24 protein-coding genes are annotated in these 20990 nt (G+C 64.1%); 15 read left to right on the top strand and 9 right to left on the bottom strand.

Going from position 1 to position 20990, the window contains the following annotated elements:
- Together ACHMW7_RS07415 and ACHMW7_RS07410 are read left to right on the top strand one after the other, a co-directional pair.
- Complete coding sequence (locus tag ACHMW7_RS07415) at positions 1-123, top strand: hypothetical protein (RefSeq protein ID WP_395451284.1); 123 nt, start codon at positions 1-3, stop codon at positions 121-123.
- A 296-nt stretch (positions 124-419) separates the two neighbouring features.
- Positions 420-3329 carry an autotransporter outer membrane beta-barrel domain-containing protein gene (locus ACHMW7_RS07410; RefSeq protein WP_395449649.1) on the top strand — a complete coding sequence of 970 codons (2910 nt, stop codon included), beginning with the start codon at positions 420-422 and terminating at the stop codon, positions 3327-3329.
- Between the two features lie 49 nt (positions 3330-3378).
- Here the strand turns inward: ACHMW7_RS07410 and ACHMW7_RS07405 are convergent, their stop codons facing one another.
- Complete coding sequence (locus ACHMW7_RS07405) at positions 3379-3750, bottom strand: hypothetical protein (RefSeq protein WP_395449648.1); 372 nt, start codon at positions 3748-3750, stop codon at positions 3379-3381.
- Positions 3741-4712, bottom strand: coding sequence for an NAD(P)-dependent oxidoreductase (locus ACHMW7_RS07400; RefSeq protein ID WP_395449647.1), 972 nt, complete (start codon positions 4710-4712; stop codon positions 3741-3743). Before ACHMW7_RS07400 ends, ACHMW7_RS07405 begins: the two co-directional genes overlap by 10 nt.
- A 130-nt stretch (positions 4713-4842) precedes the next feature.
- Between ACHMW7_RS07400 and ACHMW7_RS07395 the strand changes: the two genes are divergently transcribed.
- On the top strand, positions 4843-5184 hold the full coding sequence (locus ACHMW7_RS07395) for a winged helix-turn-helix transcriptional regulator (protein ID WP_395449646.1): 342 nt from the start codon (positions 4843-4845) through the stop codon (positions 5182-5184).
- 17 nt (positions 5185-5201) lie between these two features.
- On the opposite strand, the gene ACHMW7_RS07390 is transcribed toward ACHMW7_RS07395, so the two are convergent.
- Positions 5202-5531 (bottom strand): hypothetical protein, encoded by a 330-nt coding sequence (locus ACHMW7_RS07390; protein ID WP_395449645.1) that lies wholly within the window; start codon positions 5529-5531, stop codon positions 5202-5204.
- A complete protein-coding gene (locus ACHMW7_RS07385) occupies positions 5521-6453 on the bottom strand; it encodes a LysR family transcriptional regulator (RefSeq protein ID WP_395451283.1) in 933 nt (310 codons plus the stop codon). Before ACHMW7_RS07385 ends, ACHMW7_RS07390 begins: the two co-directional genes overlap by 11 nt.
- 85 nt (positions 6454-6538) lie before the next feature.
- On the opposite strand from ACHMW7_RS07385, the gene ACHMW7_RS07380 reads away from it, so the two are divergent.
- From ACHMW7_RS07380 to ACHMW7_RS07365, 4 genes are all read left to right on the top strand, one after another.
- Positions 6539-7429: an NAD(P)H-binding protein gene (locus ACHMW7_RS07380; RefSeq protein WP_395449644.1), complete on the top strand. Its 891-nt coding sequence runs from the start codon at positions 6539-6541 to the stop codon at positions 7427-7429.
- 235 nt (positions 7430-7664) lie between these two features.
- A complete protein-coding gene (gene ykgO, locus ACHMW7_RS07375) occupies positions 7665-7790 on the top strand; it encodes a type B 50S ribosomal protein L36 (RefSeq protein WP_010661422.1) in 126 nt (41 codons plus the stop codon).
- A 79-nt stretch (positions 7791-7869) separates the two neighbouring features.
- Positions 7870-8451 (top strand): tetratricopeptide repeat protein, encoded by a 582-nt coding sequence (locus ACHMW7_RS07370; protein WP_395449643.1) that lies wholly within the window; start codon positions 7870-7872, stop codon positions 8449-8451.
- Between the two features lie 131 nt (positions 8452-8582).
- Positions 8583-9632 carry an alpha/beta fold hydrolase gene (locus ACHMW7_RS07365; RefSeq protein ID WP_395449642.1) on the top strand — a complete coding sequence of 350 codons (1050 nt, stop codon included), beginning with the start codon at positions 8583-8585 and terminating at the stop codon, positions 9630-9632.
- Between the two features lie 99 nt (positions 9633-9731).
- Here ACHMW7_RS07365 and pyk read toward each other — a convergent pair whose 3' ends face one another.
- Together pyk and ACHMW7_RS07355 are read right to left on the bottom strand one after the other, a co-directional pair.
- Positions 9732-11168, bottom strand: coding sequence for a pyruvate kinase (gene pyk / locus ACHMW7_RS07360; RefSeq protein ID WP_395449641.1), 1437 nt, complete (start codon positions 11166-11168; stop codon positions 9732-9734).
- Positions 11165-11653: a DUF1036 domain-containing protein gene (locus ACHMW7_RS07355; RefSeq protein WP_395449640.1), complete on the bottom strand. Its 489-nt coding sequence runs from the start codon at positions 11651-11653 to the stop codon at positions 11165-11167. Before ACHMW7_RS07355 ends, pyk begins: the two co-directional genes overlap by 4 nt.
- 245 nt (positions 11654-11898) lie before the next feature.
- Here ACHMW7_RS07355 and ACHMW7_RS07350 point away from each other — a divergent pair, with 245 nt between their 5' ends.
- The 3 genes from ACHMW7_RS07350 to ACHMW7_RS07340 all read left to right on the top strand — a co-directional run bounded on the left by ACHMW7_RS07350 (position 11899) and on the right by ACHMW7_RS07340 (position 13423).
- Positions 11899-12696 carry an N-formylglutamate amidohydrolase gene (locus tag ACHMW7_RS07350; protein WP_395449639.1) on the top strand — a complete coding sequence of 266 codons (798 nt, stop codon included), beginning with the start codon at positions 11899-11901 and terminating at the stop codon, positions 12694-12696.
- Positions 12697-12707: 11 nt separating this feature from the next.
- Positions 12708-13025 (top strand): DUF1244 domain-containing protein, encoded by a 318-nt coding sequence (locus ACHMW7_RS07345; RefSeq protein WP_395449638.1) that lies wholly within the window; start codon positions 12708-12710, stop codon positions 13023-13025.
- 137 nt (positions 13026-13162) lie between these two features.
- Positions 13163-13423, top strand: coding sequence for a DUF2312 domain-containing protein (locus tag ACHMW7_RS07340; RefSeq protein WP_214391548.1), 261 nt, complete (start codon positions 13163-13165; stop codon positions 13421-13423).
- A gap of 59 nt (positions 13424-13482) precedes the next feature.
- Here ACHMW7_RS07340 and ACHMW7_RS07335 read toward each other — a convergent pair whose 3' ends face one another.
- Complete coding sequence (locus ACHMW7_RS07335) at positions 13483-14052, bottom strand: NADPH-dependent FMN reductase (protein ID WP_395449637.1); 570 nt, start codon at positions 14050-14052, stop codon at positions 13483-13485.
- A gap of 139 nt (positions 14053-14191) precedes the next feature.
- Here ACHMW7_RS07335 and ACHMW7_RS07330 point away from each other — a divergent pair, with 139 nt between their 5' ends.
- The 4 genes from ACHMW7_RS07330 (at position 14192) to ACHMW7_RS07315 (ending at position 17974) form a co-directional block, all read left to right on the top strand.
- Positions 14192-15166 carry a LysR family transcriptional regulator gene (locus ACHMW7_RS07330; RefSeq protein WP_395449636.1) on the top strand — a complete coding sequence of 325 codons (975 nt, stop codon included), beginning with the start codon at positions 14192-14194 and terminating at the stop codon, positions 15164-15166.
- A 100-nt stretch (positions 15167-15266) separates the two neighbouring features.
- Complete coding sequence (locus ACHMW7_RS07325; RefSeq protein WP_395449635.1) at positions 15267-16619, top strand: LLM class flavin-dependent oxidoreductase; 1353 nt, start codon at positions 15267-15269, stop codon at positions 16617-16619.
- A 68-nt stretch (positions 16620-16687) separates the two neighbouring features.
- Complete coding sequence (locus ACHMW7_RS07320) at positions 16688-17458, top strand: sugar phosphate isomerase/epimerase family protein (protein ID WP_395451282.1); 771 nt, start codon at positions 16688-16690, stop codon at positions 17456-17458.
- Between the two features lie 162 nt (positions 17459-17620).
- Positions 17621-17974, top strand: coding sequence for a hypothetical protein (locus ACHMW7_RS07315; protein WP_395449634.1), 354 nt, complete (start codon positions 17621-17623; stop codon positions 17972-17974).
- 3 nt (positions 17975-17977) lie between these two features.
- Here ACHMW7_RS07315 and msrB read toward each other — a convergent pair whose 3' ends face one another.
- Both msrB and ACHMW7_RS07305 read right to left on the bottom strand, forming a co-directional pair.
- Positions 17978-18382, bottom strand: a complete 405-nt coding sequence (gene msrB / locus ACHMW7_RS07310) for a peptide-methionine (R)-S-oxide reductase MsrB (protein ID WP_395449633.1) — start codon at positions 18380-18382, stop codon at positions 17978-17980.
- A gap of 101 nt (positions 18383-18483) precedes the next feature.
- On the bottom strand, positions 18484-19674 hold the full coding sequence (locus ACHMW7_RS07305; protein WP_395449632.1) for a VWA domain-containing protein: 1191 nt from the start codon (positions 19672-19674) through the stop codon (positions 18484-18486).
- Between the two features lie 225 nt (positions 19675-19899).
- On the opposite strand from ACHMW7_RS07305, the gene ACHMW7_RS07300 reads away from it, so the two are divergent.
- Positions 19900-20967 (top strand): GH25 family lysozyme, encoded by a 1068-nt coding sequence (locus tag ACHMW7_RS07300; RefSeq protein WP_395449631.1) that lies wholly within the window; start codon positions 19900-19902, stop codon positions 20965-20967.
- Positions 20968-20990: the final 23 nt, after the last annotated feature.

Raw genomic sequence — 20990 nt, 5'->3', positions numbered from 1 at the left:
ATAGCTTCCAGACAGGATGCGCGATCCATCGCCGTCCACCTCTACGGCAGGGCCGAGGCGCGCCCGGGCCGCGAGATGGGTCATTCACCAGGCTGCTGCCGCGCGGCTGAGGGGCAGCACTGACAGGCCCAGAATCAGCGGCCTGGCTGCAAACACCAAACACCCGTTTTGAGGGTCGCCAGAGCAGAAGTTAGCCCGACACCATTCATGCCCGCCAGCCACAATCATAAGTTGCCAAAAGACAAAACACCCGTAGTCCGCTAGTTTGCTTGCACCTCCGTGCGCGTCGAAGGTCTGTCGCAAATCTTTCTTAATTATGACAACGCATCGGCACGATGGCTGTGCTTGTCTAAACTTCCGAATACCGGCAGTGTCCGCTGATTCTGCATCGCGATAATTTTGCGTATTCTGAGGACTGCATGTCTACTGAGGCGACCGGGCGCGGCTACGCTAATCGTCCCCGTCACTCAGGCAAGGCCAAGCTGCTCGCCAGCGTCGGCGTGGCAGCGGTTCTCGTGGCTCTCTCCGCCGGCTCGGCGACGGCGCAGGTCAACTGGACCGGAACCACGAGCAATGACTGGACCGTCGGGAGCAACTGGCAGAGCACAGTCGTCCCCGGCGCCGGTACCGCCATCAACATTGGCGCGACGTCGCCAAACGCGACGGTGCTCGGTGTCGGCGGCGCGGCAACGGGAACGACCGGAAACATCGCAGTCGGTGTGGTCGCCGGCTCGACGGGCAATCTGACAATTCAGAACGGCAGCACGCTGACAAGCACTGGCTTGACCGCGCGAATCGGGCAAACGGCTGGAAGCCATGGAACCGTCACCGTCACCGGGTCCGGATCACAATGGCTGGTCACCGGCGGGCAGCTTGTCGTTGGTTTCGCGGGCACCGGCACGCTCAACATTGAAAATGGCGCGAAGGTATTGGCATCAGCATCCTCCGGCACGAGGCTGGCCAGTGGCATCGGGTCCGGCACGATCAACATCAGCGGCGGCGGCACGCTTGAGACCCGCGTCCTGAGCGGCAGCGGCGTCGGCGCCTCGCAGGTCAATTTCGACAATGCCATTTTGCGTGCCAGAGGCAGCGCTCCCATTACCTTCATCGTCGGGTTTGCCGGTACCGAGCTGAACATCCTCGCGGGCGGGCTGACGATAGACACAGTCACGTTCGCCGTCGGCACCGATGCGACATCCGCATTCACGGGCGTCGGTGGATTGACCAAGATCGGCACCGGCACTCTGAACCTGGCCGCCAACAACACTTACGCCGGCCAGACCATGATCCAGGCCGGCACGCTTCGGCTGACCGGCGCCGGCGACATCAGCAATTCGAGCCGCGTCGTCGCGGACGGGACGTTCGACATCTCGACGATTACCGCGGGCGGGACCAGCATCAAGAGCCTCGCCGGCAGCGGTGCTGTTGCGCTTGGCGCAAAGACCCTGACGATCACCAGCGCCAACGATGTCTTCTCCGGCGTCATCTCGGGCAGCGGCGGGCTGACGCTCAGCGGCGGCACACAAACGCTGTCGGGCGCCAATGACTATACCGGCGGCACGACGATCTCGGGCGGCACGCTCGCCATATCGAGTGACGGCGCGCTGGGCGCGGTAGCTGGCGCGCTCACCTTCAACGGCGGCGCGCTGCGCGCTCTCGCGAGCTTCGAGAGCACGCGCGCCATGTCCTTCACCAGCGACGGCGTCTTCGATGTCACCCCCGGCGCGGTGCTGACGCTGAGCGGGGCCCTGACCGGCGCGGGCGGACTGGTGAAACGTGGCGACGGCACGTTGATCCAGAACGCGATGGCCAGCTATTCCGGTCCCACCAAGGTGGAGCACGGCATTCTCCAGGCCGGCGCGGCCGCTGTGTTCGGTGGCGACTATTCAACCTTGGCCGGTTCTACGCTCGATCTCGGCGGTTTCGACCAGACCATCGCCAGCATCAACAATGCCGGCGCGCTGCGCCTGAGCGGCGCCAACACCACGCTCACCGTGACCGGCAATTATGTCGGCAGCGGCGGCACCGTCTATGTGAACACCGCACTCGGCGATGACAGCTCGGCCACCGAGCGCCTCATGGTCAATGGCGACAGCTCGGGCACCTCGTCGCTTGTCGTCACCAATGTCGGCGGCACCGGCGCCCAGACGGTCCAAGGCATCAAGGTCATCGAGGTCGGCGGCGCGTCGAACGGCACATTCTCGCTCGTCGGTGACTATGTGTTCGAGGGCGACCAGGCGGTGGTCGGCGGCGCCTACGCCTACCGGCTCTATCAGGGCACCGAGAGCGTGGCCGACGGCGACTGGTACCTGCGTTCCAAGCTCATCGACGCCGGCCCGCTCTATGCACCCACCGTGCCGCTCTACGAAAACTACGCCAACGTGCTGCAGAGCTTCAACGAACTCGGCACCTTGCAGCAACGTGTCGGCAGCCGGAAGTCGCTCCATGGCGGGCAGCCCGCGCGTGCGGACAACGGCGCGGTCGCGCCCGACGCGATCTGGGCCCGCATGGACGCATCACAGGCGCAATTCGCGCCTGATGTTTCCACCACCGGCGCCAGCTATGAGGTAACCACCTGGAGGCTCCAGGCCGGCATGGACGGCCTGCTGCACGAGAGCGAGGCCGGCGCGCTGGTGGCCGGCGTGAATGGCCAGTTCGGAACGATAAGCTCTGAGATCTCGTCGATCTACGGCACCGGCTCGATCGACGCCATCGGCTTCGGGGTGGGTGGCACGCTCACCTGGTATGGCGCGAGCGGCCTCTATGTCGACGGGCAGGCGCAGCTGACCAGATACGAGGCCGATATCGTTTCCGACACGATCGGAACGACGCTGGTCGAAGGCAACGACGCCTTGGGCTACGGGCTCAGCATCGAAGCCGGCCAGAAGATCGGGCTGGACACCAACTGGTCGCTGACGCCGCAGGCGCAGCTGGCCTATTCGGCGGTGCGCTTCAGCGACTTCACCGACCGGTATAACGGCAAGGTGTCGCTCAGCGATGGCGGCGACACGCTGGTGGGCCGCCTCGGCCTGTCCGCCGACTATGACAACGAATGGAAGGACGCGACCGGCGAGACGAAGCGGACCCACCTCTACGGCGTCGCCAACTTCTATTACGATCTGCTTGACGGCTCCTCGGTCGACGTATCAGGAACCGCCTTCACGTCACGCAACCGCGGACTTTGGGGCGGGGTTGGCATCGGCGGCTCGCTGAGCTGGGCGAACGAGCGCTACAGCGTCTTCGGTGAGGCTCTCGCCCGGGGCAGCGTCGCGGATTTCGGTGGCAACAATGCGCTTGGTGCGAAGCTCGGGTTCAATGTGAAGTGGTAGGGAAGTGGTAGGGCCACTTCTCCACGACGTCGTTGATGATCGACCAGGATCATGGAGAGGACCTGTTCAGCGCGCCGAAGAAGCCGATGATGCGCGTGATGCGTTTCTGGTCGGGATCGACAAAGGCGATGTCCAGGCCCTCGCGCGGGGATGATCCGTCAGGCATGACGAACCTCCAGGCGAAGCGCGCGACGCCATGATGAACATCCACGTCGCTTGTGCGCAGGATGCGGGCACCGGGATGCTTGCCTTGAATTCCGGCGATATGCGCAAGCAGCTCCTCCGCGCCTTCGGCATGGACGGTAGGGTCGGTGTAGGTTGCGCCCTCGCTCCAGACCGACAGCAGCAACGCCCGCCGCTGCTCGGCGCTCTCGGCAGACCAGGCCGCGCAATAGGTGTCGACGAGACGCGTCAAAGGCATTCTGTTTCCTCACATGGATGATCTGGCGGAGGCTGGACGACAAGGCGGCCAGCCTCCTTCGTTGTTGCCGCCGCTGTTATGCGGCCTTGCCCGAAAAATTGCGACAACGCCGCAAAATCTCCGTGCAGCTGGCCGGCTGCAAACGCCCGCTGGAAGATGGCGTCGTAACCGTCAGCCACGGAGCGGTCGATTCCACGCGCATCCATGAGTTCCAAAAGGTGCTGGAATGCACCGTAATGTGTGGAGATCGACGACAGCGTCTCGTCGTCGCTGGCAAAACGACCGGCATTCGTACGCTTGATGAGATCAGCGACAAGCCCCTCGACGACAGGCGCTGTCGCGGTCCACTGCCGCCCCAGTTCGCCGAGCTCGATCCCTTCGGCCTGACACACGGCGATCGCCTGGAGCGCGCCAAACAGTTCGCCCCACATGAGCGCCAGCAGCGCGCTGTCAAGCGCGTTCGCACGTCCGGGATCTTGCCCGACATGCTGGACATTTCCGCCCAAGGCGCGAAAGACGGCCTCATTGTCGCGGAACGCCTGGCTTTGCCCCGAGATCAGGATCGTTCCGGCATCCGTGCCGATGAAGTCAGGTGTCGCCATGATGGCGCCGTCGAGGTAACCGGCGCCGTGCTCGACACACCATTCAGCGGCTTCGCGCGCGCCATGCGGCGTGCCCGACGTCAGCTCCACGATCAGCTTGCCGCGGATGGCCGAGGCCAAGGCGTCGTCGCGCAGAATGGCTGCCGTCGCCTTATAGTCGCTGACATTCACGATGACGATCTCAGCCGCAGACACAGCTTCCAGCGCTGACGGCGCAATGGTCGCGCCAAGCAAGGCCAGCGCTTCAGCCTTTTCCTTTGTCCGGTTCCAGACCGTGGTGCGATGGCCCTTGGCCAGCAGGGCGCTGGCAAGTGCCGAGCCCATGCGACCGGTTCCAACAACGGCAATTGAACGCGTCATTCCAACTCTCCATATCCAATGGCGGTGCCACGCCGCGGCTTCTGTCGCGACGTCGTGGAGGTATGTTGAAACGGGCGGCGCACAATACGAACCTCGGCGTAAGTGGTCACCTGAAGGTAAGGAAAGCGCGATGAGCAAAACGGCGGACAATGGCTTTGCAATGGCTGTCAGGATGACCGAAGGCAAATGGAAGGTCGATATCCTTTGCCAGCTCGGAACGGCATCGCGCCGGTTCGGCCGACTGAAGCAGTCGATTCCCGGGGTCAGCGAAAAGATGCTGGCGCAACAATTGCGCGAGCTCGAGGCCGACGGGCTTGTCGACCGCAAAGTCCATTCGGAAATGCCGGCCAAGGTGGTCTATTCGCTCACTGAACGCGGCGCAGCCCTCAATGCGGCAGCGGGTTCATTATGCCGTTGGGGCGAGCAGTTCGGCCTTCCCTGCAATGTCCACAACACCGCGGAATACGCCTGAGGCGATACAGGCTGGCCCTACTTTGCCGGCACCGGACAGCTCAGGTCGCCCCTCCTCGCATTTGAGATAGACGCCGCGACGCGCCGGTCGGTCACGTGCTTCAGGCCCGTCGCCTGGATCATCGGATAGGCTGAACCACCGCCGACGCCTGACGAGGAAAACGCGCCTTCGCCATCGCGGACGGCGATCCCAGCGCCCTGCACGTCCTGCAGCAGCTTGCGCGCCTCCGCATTGTCGCCGAGACGGTTGATGGCATCGCCATAGGCTCGAGCTGGAGCATATTCGACGGACGCGGGCCTGGTTGAGGCGTTGTGCCAGATAGCCCGCTTTGCAGCCTCAGCCTCCAACTTCAATCGCCGATGACATATCCGTCGCCGCCGTGACGATGGCACGTCTCAACCAGATGTGCCGGGGCGCGTCTTGCTGGCGGGCGTGCCAGGCGAGGCTCATCGTGAAAGTCCGGAGATCGAGCGGCGGCGGCAACGATACGAAGCGCCTCATGTCGGCCGCCGCACGGGCCAGGCTCGACGGCAGGGTCATGATCAGGTCGGAGCGCGCGGCGATCTCGACCGCCGCGAAGAAGTTCGGCACGCGCAGCTTCACCCGTCGCGTTCGCCCCATCCGCGCAAGCGCCTCATCGACAGGTGCCGGCCCGATGCCGGTGACGCTCACCACGATATGCTCCAGCGCCAGAAAGCGGTCGAGCGTGAGCTTTCCTGCCAGCGCAGGGTGATGCACCCGCATGAGCGTCACGAGTTCTTCGTCATAGAGGCGGCGGCGGTGGATGCCGGCCGGCGCCTCGTCGATCAGCGCCACCATTGCATCCGCGTCGCCGTGCTCCAGCGCTTCGAACCCGTTCTTATCGGGCGCGACAATATCGAGATCAAGCGACGGTGCCTCGTGGGCGAGGCGGGCGAGCAGATGCGGCGCGAGCGCGGCGGCCTGGAGATCGGGCATGAGAAGCCGGATTCTGCCCGTCGCCGTCGCCGGATCGAACACATTCGCTTCCAGCATTTCGCCCACGCCTGCCAATATCCTGCGCAGCGCGGGGCGCAGCTCTTCGGCCCGGGCGCTGAGGAGGTAGCCGCCCGGCCCATCGACCAAAAGCGCGTCAGAAAACAGCGCGCGCAAGCGCCCGAGCGCCCGGCTCGCGGCCGGCTGGCTCATGCCGAGCCGCTGGGCTGCCCGTGTGACGTTCTTCTCGTCCAGCAGCGCCTCAAGCGCCACCAGCAGGTTGAGGTCGATCCGGCGTAAATCCATTTCGCGCATGACGACTATATACGACATGCATTGGACGCATGGAAATCCTCCGCCTATCTGTTCCCCTATCGAGCAATCTGACGGAGTGGCAATCATGTATGTTGTGCTTGGAGCAAACGGACGGGCCGGCGGCGAGGCAGCGCGCGCCCTCATCGAACGCGGCGAGGCCGTGCGCGTCGTGCTGCGCCGCAAGGAACAGGCTGAAAAGTGGATGGCCCTCGGCGCGGAGACGACTGTCGCTGATATCGAGGACGCCGACGCGATGGCCGATGCGCTGGCGGGCGCGCAGGCAGCGTTCCTGCTCGATCCGCCGCCGGTGAGCGGCGATCCCTATGCGCGCACGCAACAGCTCGGCGCGGCACTGGCCGATGCAGCCAGGCGGGCGCGTCTGCCCAAAGCCATTGTCCTGTCGTCCATCGGCGCACAGCATGCCGCCGGCACCGGCGTTATCGCCACACTCAACCGATTCGAGGCACTGCTTGACGGAGCGGCAGCGGCGACCGCCTACCTGCGGTCGGGCTATTTTGTCGAGACCTGGGGCGAGGTGGCAGCAACTGTCATGTCCGACAGCGTGCTGCCGACCTTCCTCGACCCCGCTCAGCACATCCCGATGGTGAGCACCATCGATGTCGGGCGCGCGGCGGCAGCGCTGCTGTGCGAGGAATGGACCGGCAAGCGGATCGTCGAGCTGGGCGGGCCCGAAGACTGGAGCGCCGGCGATGTGGCGTCGGCCTTCGCCGAAGTTCTCGGGCATCCGGTGACGCCGGTGCTGGTCCCGCCGCAGCAGCACGCCGCGCTGCTTGCCGGGGAAGGTGTATCAGGCGAGGTGGTGACAGCGCTTCTCGGCATGTATGAGGGCATAGCCAACGGCCTGTTCATGCGCCAGAACGACAGCGAACACCGGCGCGGCACGACTTCTCTGACGACGGCGATCAAGCGCCTTGTCGCAACGGTTGAACCAGCCGCTGACCTTCCCGGCCACTGATCTTCCCGGCCGACATTGACGCGCCTGCGGCATCCACCAAGATGGCCCGGCGGCACGCCAGTGTCGCCACGACCAGCGCCGGCAAAAAAGCCAATCAATCCGCCACGTGAAGCGCGCTCGTGGTTGACTGGCCAAGACTTCCTCGTCTAAGAGCCACTCACACAAATTGGGCGCGCTCCTTTGGCGCGCTTTTGGTTTCGGCCCGGTGATGGGCCCCATCCGATGGGTCAGTAACATGAAGATCAAGAATTCGCTCAAGGCGCTCAAGGGCCGTCACCGTGATTGCCAGCTGGTTCGCCGCAAGGGCCGCGTCTACATCATCAACAAGACTGCGCCGCGCTACAAGGCCCGCCAGGGTTGATGTAGGCCCGGCCGCTCGCGGCCGACGCATCACGGCAATTTCAGTTTGACGTTCCCATGCGGGGGTCTAGAATTTCCGCATGCGGAACGTTTTTGCCTTTTTCGCCCTGGCCATCGTGGCGACGCCCCTGCCACTCCAGGCGTTTGCCCAGGCGAACGGTGAAGCCGTCGTCGCCAAGGCGGACACCCAGCTCGATTCGCTGTTTTCCGATCTCAAGCGCGAGCGTAACGAAAAGGCCGCCGAGCGCCTCGCCAGCCGGATCTGGGAGGCCTGGTACAGGTCAGGCAGCGCTTCCGTCGACCTGATGATGCTGTGGTCGCAGCAGGCGCTGGAAGCCAAGAAGTTCGACGTCGCGCTCGACTTCCTCGACCAGGTCGTGACACTCCAGCCCCAATATGCCGAAGGCTGGAACCGCCGCGCCACCGTGCATTTCCTGATGCAGAACTATCGCAAGTCGATGGCCGACATCGAGCGCACGCTTGAGCTCGAGCCGCGCCATTTTGGCGCCCTGTCCGGCATGGCCCAGATCATGGCCTTGACCGACCACGACGAACTGGCGTTGCAGGCCTGGCAGCGCGTGCTCGACATCTACCCGATGCTGCGCAACGCCCAAAATGAGGTGTCGCGGCTGTCGGAAGAGCTTGCCGGCGAAGGCATTTGAGAGGGGAATAGGGGAATAAGGCAGTAGGGCAAATAGGGCAGCATGTGTTGCAGCTGTCCTATTTGCCTTTGTTTTATGCCTTACTGCCTTACTGCCCTACTCCCTACTCCGTCCCCTTCCCCGCGAGCCGCATGAACATCCTCACCTTTGTCCTGGTCCTGCTCGTTACGATCGTCCTTGCGCTCGCCGGCTTTACCCGCGCGGCATCGTGGCTGATCGAACGGCGCAACCCGCCGGTCGGCAGCTTCATCGACGTCAACGGCGCCGACATCCACTATGTCCATGTGCCGGCACCAGCCGGCGCCGACCTGCCGCCACTGGTCTTCATCCATGGCGCCAGCGCCAATCTGAAAGACCAGATGCTGCCGCTCAAACAGCTGTTCGAAGGCCGCGCCGAGATGCTGTTCTTCGACCGGCCCGGCCATGGCTGGTCCGGCCGCGGCCCCGGCAATAACGAAAACCCGACCGAACAGGCGGCGACCATCGTTGCCCTGATGGACAGGCTCGGCATCAAGGATGCGATCATCGTCGGCCATTCGTTCGGCGGCGCGGTAGCGGCGACCTTCGCCCTCGAACACCCCGAACACACGCGCGGGCTGCTGTTGCTGTCGGCGGCGACACATCCCTGGCCGGGCGGCGACACCTCCTGGTATTACAGCCTGAGCGCCAGACCAGTGATCGGGCGGCTCTTTGCCGAAACCGTCGCCAACCCGGCCGGGCTCATGCGCATCGATGCGGCGACAGTCTGCGTCTTTTCGCCCAACAAGGTGCCCGACGGTTATGTCGACGAAGCCGCGATCAAGCTGGTGCTGCGGCCAAGGGCTTTCCGCGCCAACGCCATCGATGTCGAGGGGCTTTACCGCCACGTGCTTGCCATCGCACCGCGCTATCCCACGATCAGGACGCCAACGGTGGTGATCTCAGGCGATCACGACACGGTCGTTTATGAGGAGATCCATTCGATCGGCCTGGCCCGCGACATTCCCGGCGCCGAACTGGTCTGGGTCAGCAACCTTGGCCACAAGCCGGACTGGATCGCCCCCGATCTCGTCGCGGCAGCGATCGAGAAGCTTGCCGGCCAGCCGCGCGACCTGCAGGCGATAGCCCGGGCGGTCGAGGCGCGGATTGCCGGCGATGATTTCGGCACGGATATGTGCGTGAACGAGAAGGCGCCGATTTAGGGGAGTAGGGGGAATTGGCAGTAGGATAAAGGCATAGAGGACAGCGGCAACACATGCTGCCATATTTCCCCTACTCCCCTACTCCCCTACTGCCGTAATTTACCTGCTGCCTTTGCCTTCCGGCCCGACATAGGCAATGCGCAGCATATTGGTCGAGCCCGGCGTCCTCAGCGGCACGCCGGCGGTGATGATGACGCGGTCGCCGGCGGCGGCAAAACCTTCATTGAAGGCAACATTGCAGGCGCGGTCGACCATATCGTCGAGATCGGCGGCATCGGGCGAGACAACACAATGCGTGCCCCACAAAAGCGACAGGCGACGCGCGGTCGCCAGGATCGGCGACAGTGCGATGATCGGCACCTGCGGCCGCTCGCGCGCCGCGCGCAGGCCGGTGGTACCCGAGGCGGTGTAGGTGACGATCGCCGACAGCTTCAGCGTCTCGGCGATTTCGCGCGCCGCAAGCGAGATGGCGTCGGCACCGGTCGCTTCCGGCTGCGAACGCTGGGCATTGATGATACCGGGATAGGTCGGATCCTTTTCGACACGCTCGGCGATGCGGTTCATCGTCGCCACCGACTCGACAGGGTATTCGCCGGCTGCGGATTCGGCCGACAGCATGATCGCGTCGGCGCCTTCGAATACCGCGGTCGCCACGTCGGACACTTCGGCGCGGGTCGGCACCGGGGCGGTGATCATCGATTCCAGCATCTGGGTGGCGACAACCACCGGCTTGCCGGCACGGCGGGCCGCACGGGTGATCTGCTTCTGGATGCCGGGAACCGATTCGATCGGCATCTCGACACCGAGGTCGCCACGGGCAACCATCAAGGCATCGGAGAGCTCGATGATCTCGGCAAGGCGGGCAACGGCCTGCGGCTTTTCGATCTTGGACATCAGCAGCGCGCGGCCTTGCGCGATCTTGCGCGCTTCGGCGAGATCCTCGGGCCGCTGGATGAACGACAGCGCGACCCAGTCGACGCCGGTCTCGAGCACGGCGTCGAGGTCCTTGCGGTCCTTCTCGGTCAGCGCGCCGACCGGCAGGTCGGTGTCGGGCAGGCTGACGCCCTTCTTGTCGGAAATCTTGTTGCCGGCAACGACGGTGCAGACGATCGACTTGCCGTCGGTCTTGACTGCCCTGAGCTCGAGCTTGCCATCGTCGATCAACAGGCGATGGCCTTCCTGGACCGACTTGAGAATCTCGGGATGCGGCAGGTGCACGCGCTTGCTGTCGCCGAGTTCGGCACTGTCGTCCAAGGTGAAGGTCCGGCCGACCGTCAGCTCTTCCTTGCCGTTGGCGAACTTGCCGACGCGCAGCTTCGGCCCCTGCAGGTCGGCGAGGATGCCGATCGGGCGGCCCGCCTCTTCTTCGACCTTGCGGATGCGGCCGACAAGCGTACGCATCGAGTCATGGTCGGTATGGCTCATGTTGATGCGGAAGACGTCGGCGCCCGCATCGAAGAGCTTGCGGATCATGACCTCGTCGGAGGAGGCCGGACCGAGTGTGGCGAGTATCTTGACCTTGCGGCTGCGTCTCATTGACCGTTGGTTCCCGAGGCGGCCGCATTGCCGCCCGTTGCGGGCTCGTCGGTGAGCTGGACCATCCAGTTCGCCTGCTCGCCCGTGTCGTATTCCTGGAAGCCGGCACGCTGGAAACCGCGCGCTACGCAGTCGGTGACCCCGGCAACCTTGAACTCTTTTTCAGCCACGCACATGTTGACCGGGCCATCCCAGCGTCCGCCGCGCTCGGCATCTTCTGCATAGAGATAATAAAACCTCGATGACAGCGGCCCCTCGATCAGCGTCTTGCAGGTCTGGCCCTCGATGTGCCACCAGCCTTCGGTGATCCAGCCGGCCTTGGCGCGATAGCCGATGCCGACGCCGACGAGGCTCTGGGTTGCGTTGCAGACCCTGAAGTCGGCATGTGCAGGCGTCGCAGCGACGGCCGTAAGAACGGGAATTGCCAGGAAAAGAAAGAGCATTGCGAAGGCTGAGCGTGCGCGCGGCCTTCCGGCAAGTTCCATCCCCAAGCCCCTCTTCGACGTATTCTTCATTTTCTGGTGCCCTTTTCGGCAATGTGCAAGCGCATGTCAACGCATCGCACAGCGCTTATCCAATCGATTTAGATGCGCTCAGCCGGTGTGATTTGCTGCCTCATCTGGCATATTCGAAAAAAGGTTGGCAAAACAACGGCGTTAGCACATATCCCCACATCACAAGCGGCGACGAAACTACACCAAAGCCGTGCCGCAGGACAAATTGCCCACCGATGACGCGAAACACTCTCTTTGCCCCGTTCGAAATCATCGAGGGCGACCGCGGCCGGGGCCTGGTGCTTCTGTGCGACCATGCCCGGCGCGACCTGCCGCAGGAATATGGCGATCTCGGCCTGCCACCCCAGGAGTTCGAGCGCCACATCGCCTATGACATCGGCGCCGAACAGGTGACCCGCAAGCTGGCGGCGATCATCGGCGCGCCGGCGGTGCTGGCCAATTTTTCGCGCCTGCTGATCGACCCCAATCGTGGCGAGGACGACCCGACCCTGATCCGCCAGCTTTATGACGGCTCGGTCATCCCGGGCAATTACCCGATGTCAAAAGACGAGCGCGAGCGCCGGCTCGACAGGTTCTACCGGCCCTATCACGACGCCGTCGGCGCGATGATCGCCTCGGTCCATGCACAGACCGGAACCGCGCCGTTCATCCTGTCGGTGCATTCCTTCACACCGGTCATGCAGGGCCGCATCAGGCCCTGGCATGCCGGTGTCTTGTGGGACATGGACCACCGCGCCGCCTGGCCGCTGATCGAGATGCTGGCCGAAGATGCCGGCATCGTCGTTGGCGACAACGAGCCTTATGACGGGGCGCTGCGCGGCGACACCATGTTCCGCCACGCCATCGTCAACGGCTTTGCCCATGCGCTGATCGAGATCCGGCAGGACCTGATCGGCGATGACGAGGGTACCACCGCCTGGGCCGATCGGCTGGCTCCGATCGTTGACGCGATCAACCGCCGTGCCGATATACATGAGGTCAAACAATTCGGCTCGCGCACCGGGCCACTGTGATGGAGGACCAGATGGCTGAACTCAGCGAAGCACAGCAGCGCGAATTCGAGGCCGCCGCCTTCCGCCGGCTGCTCGCACATCTGCGCGAGCGCTCCGACGTGCAGAACATCGACATGATGAATCTCGCTGGTTTCTGCCGCAACTGCCTGTCCAACTGGTACCGCGACGCGGCCAACGAGGCCGGCGTCGAGCTGTCCAAGGAAACATCGCGCGAGATCGTCTACGGCATGCCTTATGCCGAGTGGCAGGCAAAACATCAGCGCGACGCCACCGACGCGCAAAAGACAGCCTTCGAAGCCAGCCGACCCAAGGATCCCAAGGATCACTGAGCGGATTTTACGCGGCGTCGTGTCAGCTGCGCCGCCACGTCCCCTTGACCCTCCTGCCATCATCGGGCATCGAACCGGGCCGAAATGCCCCTGGCGCGCCGAGTCGCGCTATTCCAGTCACAATTGCGGAGTGCCCCATGGCCGACGAAATTTCAGATACCAGCCAGACCGTTGCCGCCGGCCAGTTGCGCGCCTTCATCGAGCGCATCGAGCGGCTTGAAGAAGAAAAGAAGACCATCTCGGACGACATCAAGGACGTCTATGCCGAAGCCAAGGGCACCGGCTTCGACACCAAGGCCGTCCGTACGCTGATCCGCCTGCGCAAGCAGGACCAGGCCGAGCGCGACGAAGCCGAGGCGATCCTCGACCTGTACAAGGCCGCCCTCGGCATGGTCTGAAGCTCTGGCCCGCGGCGCATCCGAGACGGTGCGCAGCGAGCCTGTTTCGGCTTTGAAATTCAAGCGACGCACCGCGCCTTTGTCGGCGCGGCTGCGGACGCTGCAAAAGCGCCGGCAAAATCCATGAGCTGACCGGCCATCAAGGCGATCTGGCCAGCACAATCGCAGCTGGGCAGCGACGAATTGGCAATGACGCCCAGCGGGGTGGGCCAACCACGCAGCGCATGCACGATCGAGCGCAGGTGCTGAAGCGTCGACCCGCCGGCCTGCCATCCGGCGGCAGCGGCGATCAGGCCGACCGGGCGTCCTTCGAGATAGGGCCTGGCATCGCCACGCAGCTCCTCGACATAGTCCAGCGCGTTCTTGACCAAGCCCGAGAGCGAGCCGTGATAGCCCGGCGAGGCGATGACGACGCCATCGCAGCGGCGCAGCGCGTCGATGAACTCCAGTTCCAGGCCGGCAGGTTTGGCCGTTCCATAGATCGGAAACAACAGCCGTTCGCCGCCGAAGACAAGCGTTTCGGCCCCCGACGCTTCGACCGCAGCCAGGGCTTGATGAAGCAAGCGCTCCGAGCTGGAGCCATTGCGGGTGGTGCCGCCAATCCCGACGATCAAGGCTTTTGCCGTCATTTCGTGTCCTCCTGCAGTTTCGGCTGTCAGCAGACAGGCAACCGCTTTCGGCAGCAAATGACCTTTTCGGACGAGGCGATCTCGTTTCGGCATCGGCAAGATCACGCGACGATCAGTCCCCGTTGCGCATGGTGCCCAGATGACCGGCAAGACCCAAGACATCAAGGCCCAGGACATCAAGGAGAGCCGCAGTTTTGGCCGGCTTGGCATCCGCCGGATGCAGTTGCTCAAGAACCTGCAGCATTTCGTCGTCGCGGCCGAACTGGGCAGCTTCCACAAGGCAGCCGACAGGCTGGCGATCGTGCAATCGGCGCTGTCGCGGCGCATCGGCGAGCTGGAGGCCCATCTCGGCGGCAGGCTGTTCGAGCGCGAACCGAGAGGCGTGCGGCTGACATTGGCCGGCGCAGCACTGCTGGAGGACGCCTCGCGCATCTTGCGCGAGGTCGATCTCGCCATCCGCCGCTTCGACCTGATCGGCAGCGGCGAGGTGTCGTTGCTGCGTGTCGGCTTCAACGGCGCGGCGATGATGTTTGCGCCGATCCCCGACGGGCTCCAGCGGTTTCGCAGCGAACAGCCGACGGTCGAACTCCGGCTGACGCCGATGCTGTCAGAACAGGCGTTCCAGGCGCTGGCAGCAGGTAACATCGACCTCGGCATGGCCTATGAGCTTGGCTATCCGCACGGCCTGAAATCGCGTCAGCTGGTGCTCGACGACCTCGCGCTGGCCCTGCCCGAGCACCATCCGCTCGCCGGCATGGACAAGCTTTCCCTCGAAGACCTCGACGGCGCCGACTTCATCGGCATGGACCTCGCCCAGTCCGGCCTGATGGCGGAGAAGGTCACGCAGGCGCTGCACGCCAAGGGCTTCACCATCCGCGTGCTGCTGGAAGCCGGCAGCACCGAGGCGACGTTGAGCCTTGTCGCCGCCGGCCTCGGCATTGCCTTCGTCAACCGGTCGCAGGCCGGGCGTCACCCGCCCAACGTCCTGATCCGCAAGGTTGACGGCTTCTCGGTGCCGTTGCCGCTCAAGCTGTTCTGGCGCGAGGAGATCGAAACGCCCGTTCTGCTGCGTTTTGTCGAGACATTGGCCGGGCGGTTCGAGGCCGCTGGATGAGCGGTCTGATTTCGAGATCGCCGCGTCGAAAACGGTCATTTGATCCAGGGCTTCACCTCCGGGAAGTTGCACCGCAAATCCAGCAGGAGGACGCCTTCGCATGACCAGGGAAATCAGGCTCAACGCGCTCGACCAGTGCAATCCGAGCTTCCTTGCCTTCGGCCTGTGGAGCCATCCGCGCGACAAGGCGCTCGATTTCACCAGCATCGACTATTGGGCCGACTATGCCCGCCTGCTGGAGCGCGGTCTGTTCGACGCGCTGTTTCTGGCCGACTCGCTCGGCGTGCCGGACATCTATCAGCAGAGCTACGCACCGGCATTTCGCAGCGGCGCGCTGGCGCCGAGCCTCGACCCGGCAGTCATCGTGCCGGCCATGGCACTGGTGACCAGCAACCTCGGCTTCGCCATCACCGGCAGCGCCTCCTACGAGACGCCCTATCTGTTTGCCCGACGCATGACGACGCTCGACCACATGACCCGCGGGCGCGTCGGCTGGAACATCGTCACGTCCTTCCTGCGCAGCGGCGCACGCGCCATGGGCCGCGACGAACTGGCAGAGCACGACGCCCGCTACGACGCCGCCGACGAGTTCATGGAGGTGATGTACCGGCTGTGGGAAGGTTCGTGGGCGGACGGCGCGCTGAAGCGCGACAAGGCAAGTGCCATCTATGCCGACCCGGAGCTGATCAGCGAAGTGGATCACCGCGGCCCCCTCCACAAGATCCGCGCGGTGAACGCTGCCGAACCGTCGCCGCAGTGCACGCCGCTGCTGTTTCAGGCCGGCGGGTCGCCGCGCGGCCGCCATTTCGCTGCCACCCATGCCGAGGGCGTCTTCATCAACGGGCCAAAGCTGGAACTGGTGGCGCCTGAGGTAGCCGACATGCGCAATCGCGCCGCCGAGCTTGGCCGAGACCCCAGCAGCCTGAAGTTCTTCGCCGGGGCAACCATCATCGTCGACGCGACGGAAGCACTCGCCCGCGCCCACTATGAAGACTACAAACGCCACACAAGCGTCGAGGGCATGCTGTGCCAGCTGTCGGCAGCACTTGGCATCGACCTGTCGAAATATCCGCTGGATGAGCCGATCCGCTACGAGAAGACCGATGCTGCGCACTCGCAGCTGGAGATCCTGACGCGCAAAGGCACGTGGACTGTACGCCAGGCGGCCGAAAGCATGGTGGTAAGCGGCCGCAACCTGCTGATCGTCGGCACAGCCGAGCAGGTTGTCGACGAACTGGCCCGCTGGGTCGAGCAGGCCGATGTCGACGGCTTCAACATCGCTCGCATCCTCGCCCATGAGACGATGGAAAACGTCATCGACATGGTGGTGCCGGAGCTGCAGCGGCGCGGCATGTTCAAGACCGAATACAGCGTCGGCACGTTGCGCGAAAAAGTGACGGGTTCGGGCCCGCGCACCCAATCCGACCATCCCGCTTCGCGGCACCGCAGATAAGGTCCCGGCGATGAGACGCTTTTCGATGTCGTACCTGACCGCGCCGGTCGCCTCGCCGCTCGAGTTCGATCCGGATCGCTGCGGAGACTGGCTACGATCATGTCGGCCTGCGCATCCATCCAACCGCCGCGGCGGACGCGCCGTCGCCTTTGCTCGGCAACAAGGCGCTCGCCGCCACCTGCCGACGGATGCTTGATGACACCGGGCTGACGGTGACCGAGGTCGAAAGCTGGATGATCCGCAGGGATTTCGACCTGTCGCGCAGTGCCGAGGCGATGGAGGCCGCGGCGGCACTTGGCACCCCCCGGCTGATCGCCGTGGCCGACATGAGGGGAGCGATCGGGCAGGCGGAGATCGAGGACCGCTTTGGCGGTCTTGCCGAAATGGCGGCGGGCTGCGGGCTCGGCGTCGACTTCGAGCCGATAGCCCATCGGGCTGCGGGAACGCTCAAGCAAGCGTTGTCGGTGGTCGCAGCGGGCGCGGCTCATGGCGCCGGGCTGATCCTCGACATGCTGCACATCGACCGCATGGGCATCTCGCCGGCCGAACTGGCTGCGATCAACCTAGCTCTGCTCCACAACATCCATCTCTGCGACGCCCCGCCCGCCGCCACCGACCTCGAGACGATGGTGCGCCACGCGGCCTTCGACCGCGATCTGCCTGGCGAAGGCGCGCTGCCGCTGAACGCATATCTCCGCGCCCTGCCCGCCGACCGGCCGCTCAGCATCGAGATCCCGATGATGCGGCTCGCCGTCGGCATGGGCCCCGAAGAACGGGCGCGACGTTGCCTGATCGCCTCGCGGCAACTGGTCGAACGCCTCGACGGCGCACGCAGCTGACGCCCGTCCGACAAACAAATGCTTGCAATCGTTCACTGTATTGGCAAGTGCAGCTTTGGTTGGACTTGTAAAGACGACTGAGATGATGCCCTATTTACCTGCTACAATGGCATGGTGCGATGGGCCGCACGCCGGCTCGCCGCGAAGGTGAAGAGGTCGGGCATGAGCAGCGCGGGACAATTCCATCCTTCCGACAACCCTGTGGGCGGGCAAGGCGGGCTTTCGGCATTTTTCTCGCGCCGCTGGAACGGCGAGGTGCCGCTCGGCCAGCTGTTCTGGTGGGACATGGTGGTGGTTGGCAGCATCATCAATGTCGCCTCCACGATCGTCGCACTGCTGATCCTGGCAGCCAAGATGTCAGCCCTGCTGGCAGTCGCCGTCCACCTGATCCCGCTGCCTTACAATCTGTTCCTTTATGGCAGCGTGTTGCGCACGGCCGACATGGCCGGGATACCGAATAGCCGCGCCATCAAGATCAGCGCCACGCTGTGGATCATCCTCGCCAGCCTGCTGTAAAGCTCAGGCCGCCGGCTCGAAGTTGAGCGCCACGCCATTGATGCAGTAGCGCAGCCCGGTCGGCGGCGGGCCATCAGGGAAAACATGGCCGAGATGGCTGCCGCAGCGTGCGCAATGGCATTCCGTGCGCACCATGCCGTAGCTGCGGTCGACGGTGTTTTCGACCGAACCTTCGACCGGGTCGTTGAAGCTCGGCCAGCCGGTGCCGCTTTCAAACTTCAGCTTGGATTCAAACAATGGCTGGTCGCAGCCGGCGCAGGTGAAGGTGCCAGCGCGCTTTTCGTAGAGCAGCGCACAGCTGCCCGGCCGCTCGGTGCCGTGGTTGCGCATCACCTGGTACTGCTCGGGCGTCAGCAGCGCGCGCCATTCGGCATCGGTGCGGGTGACGGGATAGGTCTTGGTGTCCATGCAATGATCTCCCGGACTTGTTCTTCTTGCCTGTTCGTGTTCCTGGCACAGATAGTTACGTACAGACCTGCATCACAGGGCATCACGTCACGGTGAATGCCCTAATGCTTTCGCGACAGTTGCTTGGTCGCCGCTTCAAGCCCGGCCAGCGTCAGCGGGTACATGCGGCTGGCAAAGATCTCAGCGATCATCTTTATCGAACTGGTGTAGCCCCAGTGTTTTTCCTGCGTCGGGTTGAGCCAGACGGCGTTGGGCCATTGCTCGAGCACGCGGCGCAGCCACACCGCACCTGGCTCGGGGTTCCAGTGCTCGACCGAACCGCCGGCATAAGCGATCTCATAGGGGCTCATCGAGGCGTCGCCGACGAAGATGACCTTGTAGTCGTGGCCGTATTTGTGCAGCACGTCGAGGGTCGGCAAGACCTCGGCATGGCGACGTCGGTTGTCCTTCCACACGCCTTCGTAGAGGCAGTTGTGGAAGTAGAAATATTCAAGCTGGCGGAACTCGACCCGCGCCGCCGAAAACAGCTCCTCGACGACCTTGATGTGGTCGTCCATCGAGCCGCCAACGTCGAAAAACATCAAAAGCTTGACCGCGTTGCGCCGCTCGGGTCGCGTCTTGACGTCGAGATAACCGTGATCGGCGGTGGCGTGGATGGTGCCGGGCAGATCGAGCTCTTCTTCGGCACCCTCGCGCACCCAGCGGCGCAGGCGCTTGAGCGCCACCTTGATGTTGCGCGTGCCAAGCTCGACCGAGTCGTCGAAATTCCTGAACTCGCGCTTGTCCCAGACCTTGACCGCTCGGCGATGGCGGCTCGTCTCCTGGCCAATGCGCACACCTTCGGGATTGTAGCCATAGGCGCCGAAGGGCGAGGTACCTGCGGTGCCGATCCATTTGGAGCCGCCCTGGTGACGGCCCTTCTGCTCTTCCAGCCGCTGCTTCAGCGTCTCCATCAGCTTGTCGAAGCCGCCAAGCGCTTCGACCAGCTTCTTTTCTTCCTCGCTCAGTGTCTTGTCGGCGAGCCGGCGCAGCCACTCCTCGGGAATGTCAGCGACATTGATGGCGCCCTCCCCGGCAATCGCCTCGACACCCTTGAAGTAGTGCGCAAAGACCTGGTCGAAGCGGTCGATATGGCGCTCGTCCTTCACCAGTGCGGCGCGCGCCAGGTAATAAAAGCCCTCGACGTCATAGCTGACGAGGTCGGCGTCGAGCGCCTCGAGCAGCGCCAGATATTCGCGCAGCGAAACCGGGACCTTGGCCGCCTTGAGTTCGAGAAAGAAGGGTATGAACATGGCAGGCACTTTGCTTGCGAGCGAGCCGGCAGGCAAGCCCATCGCCGCAGCCGCGTCCAAGTGGCGCGCGGCAGCAGCGTTTCGGCAAGGTTGCAACACCCGAAATCTAATTAAAGTAAAAATCGGATTCAGTCTTTCTTGGTAATTTCCCGTTAGCAATTCCCGTCAGTGGGGAAGCGGGGCGAGTCTGCCTTTGCTCCTGTCTTGTTTTGCGTACGGGTACCAATGCGTTTCTCAGCGGCGTCAGCGATCGTTCTCGCCAGCCTGGCTCTGGCCGGCTGCACCTCCAGTTCGGGCCTTGGCAGCCTGATGGAGCAGGCCTCACCATCCCAGGAGACGACGAGTTCGGTGATCAGGCCCTCGGCCGACATCGCGCCTGTCGTCGCCCAGGCGCCCCAGCCGGTCATGGCAGCGCCGACTGAAGTGACCACGATGACGGCACCGCCGGTTCAGGTGGCGATGGCGATGCCGACGCCGATGCTCAGCACGCCGATGGAACCGGCCATCGAGCTTGAAGACATGCCCACGCCCGACGCCAAGCCGATCGCCTTGATCGCGCCGTCGCGGCCGATGAAGGCAACGCCCTTTGCCCCTGGCCAGATCTATGGCCGCCGTTTCCGCGACGCCAAGCCGATCAATTTCGGCAAGGCCATGTCGCCCCGGAATTTCGCCGTCCATGGCGTCGACGTGTCGCGCTGGCAGGGCGACATCGACTGGCCGAAGCTGCGCACCCAAGGTGCCAACTTCGCCTACATCAAGGCGACCGACGGCGGCGACCATCTCGATCCGATGTTCCGCAAGAACTGGCGCGCCGCCGAGGCTGCCGGGCTGAAGCGCGGCGCCTATCACTTCTTCTACTGGTGCCGCACCGCTGGTGAGCAGGCCGACTGGTTCATCCGCAACGTGCCCAAGGTTGCGGGCGCGCTGCCGCCGGTCATCGACGTCGAATACAATGGCGAGTCGAGCTGCAAGCGGCGCCACAATCCCGAAAAGATCCGCGAGAAGATGCAGGTCTTCATGGACAAGCTGGAGCGCCATTACGGCCAGCGGCCGGTCATCTACACCGCGCCCGACTTCTACCGCGACAATTTGCGCGGCCACTTCCAGGACTATCCGTTCTGGCTGCGCGCCGTGGCCGAACCGCCATCCAAGGTCTATCCCGGCCGCAACTGGGTGTTCTGGCAATATTCGGGTTCGGGCCTGTCGCACGGCGTCGACGGCAAGATCGATCTCAACGTTTTCCGTGGCAACGCCGCGCAGTGGCACCAGTGGGTGGCGAAGACATCGGGCTGAACAGGCTGCAGCCCGACCGGGCG

Origin of the sequence: Aminobacter sp. UC22_36 (assembly GCF_044056035.1) — a bacterium.
GTDB lineage: Bacteria > Pseudomonadota > Alphaproteobacteria > Rhizobiales > Rhizobiaceae > Aminobacter.
Note: the sequence above shows the minus strand (reverse complement) of the source record. Positions and strands in the feature narration are given on the sequence as shown.

Coding starts and splice junctions, on each gene's coding strand:
- ACHMW7_RS07325 (WP_395449635.1), top strand. CDS start 15,267: ATGACCAGGGAAATCAGGCTCAACGCGCTCGACCAGTGCAATCCGAGC.
- ACHMW7_RS07410 (WP_395449649.1), top strand. CDS start 420: ATGTCTACTGAGGCGACCGGGCGCGGCTACGCTAATCGTCCCCGTCAC.
- ACHMW7_RS07355 (WP_395449640.1), bottom strand. CDS start 11,653: ATGGAACTTGCCGGAAGGCCGCGCGCACGCTCAGCCTTCGCAATGCTC.
- ACHMW7_RS07365 (WP_395449642.1), top strand. CDS start 8,583: ATGAACATCCTCACCTTTGTCCTGGTCCTGCTCGTTACGATCGTCCTT.
- ACHMW7_RS07340 (WP_214391548.1), top strand. CDS start 13,163: ATGGCCGACGAAATTTCAGATACCAGCCAGACCGTTGCCGCCGGCCAG.
- ACHMW7_RS07400 (WP_395449647.1), bottom strand. CDS start 4,712: ATGACGCGTTCAATTGCCGTTGTTGGAACCGGTCGCATGGGCTCGGCA.
- ykgO (WP_010661422.1), top strand. CDS start 7,665: ATGAAGATCAAGAATTCGCTCAAGGCGCTCAAGGGCCGTCACCGTGAT.
- ACHMW7_RS07370 (WP_395449643.1), top strand. CDS start 7,870: ATGCGGAACGTTTTTGCCTTTTTCGCCCTGGCCATCGTGGCGACGCCC.
- ACHMW7_RS07395 (WP_395449646.1), top strand. CDS start 4,843: ATGAGCAAAACGGCGGACAATGGCTTTGCAATGGCTGTCAGGATGACC.
- ACHMW7_RS07315 (WP_395449634.1), top strand. CDS start 17,621: ATGAGCAGCGCGGGACAATTCCATCCTTCCGACAACCCTGTGGGCGGG.
- ACHMW7_RS07405 (WP_395449648.1), bottom strand. CDS start 3,750: ATGCCTTTGACGCGTCTCGTCGACACCTATTGCGCGGCCTGGTCTGCC.
- pyk (WP_395449641.1), bottom strand. CDS start 11,168: ATGAGACGCAGCCGCAAGGTCAAGATACTCGCCACACTCGGTCCGGCC.
- ACHMW7_RS07300 (WP_395449631.1), top strand. CDS start 19,900: ATGCGTTTCTCAGCGGCGTCAGCGATCGTTCTCGCCAGCCTGGCTCTG.
- ACHMW7_RS07305 (WP_395449632.1), bottom strand. CDS start 19,674: ATGTTCATACCCTTCTTTCTCGAACTCAAGGCGGCCAAGGTCCCGGTT.
- ACHMW7_RS07330 (WP_395449636.1), top strand. CDS start 14,192: ATGACCGGCAAGACCCAAGACATCAAGGCCCAGGACATCAAGGAGAGC.
- ACHMW7_RS07350 (WP_395449639.1), top strand. CDS start 11,899: ATGACGCGAAACACTCTCTTTGCCCCGTTCGAAATCATCGAGGGCGAC.
- msrB (WP_395449633.1), bottom strand. CDS start 18,382: ATGGACACCAAGACCTATCCCGTCACCCGCACCGATGCCGAATGGCGC.
- ACHMW7_RS07335 (WP_395449637.1), bottom strand. CDS start 14,052: ATGACGGCAAAAGCCTTGATCGTCGGGATTGGCGGCACCACCCGCAAT.
- ACHMW7_RS07345 (WP_395449638.1), top strand. CDS start 12,708: ATGGCTGAACTCAGCGAAGCACAGCAGCGCGAATTCGAGGCCGCCGCC.
- ACHMW7_RS07380 (WP_395449644.1), top strand. CDS start 6,539: ATGTATGTTGTGCTTGGAGCAAACGGACGGGCCGGCGGCGAGGCAGCG.
- ACHMW7_RS07385 (WP_395451283.1), bottom strand. CDS start 6,453: ATGCGCGAAATGGATTTACGCCGGATCGACCTCAACCTGCTGGTGGCG.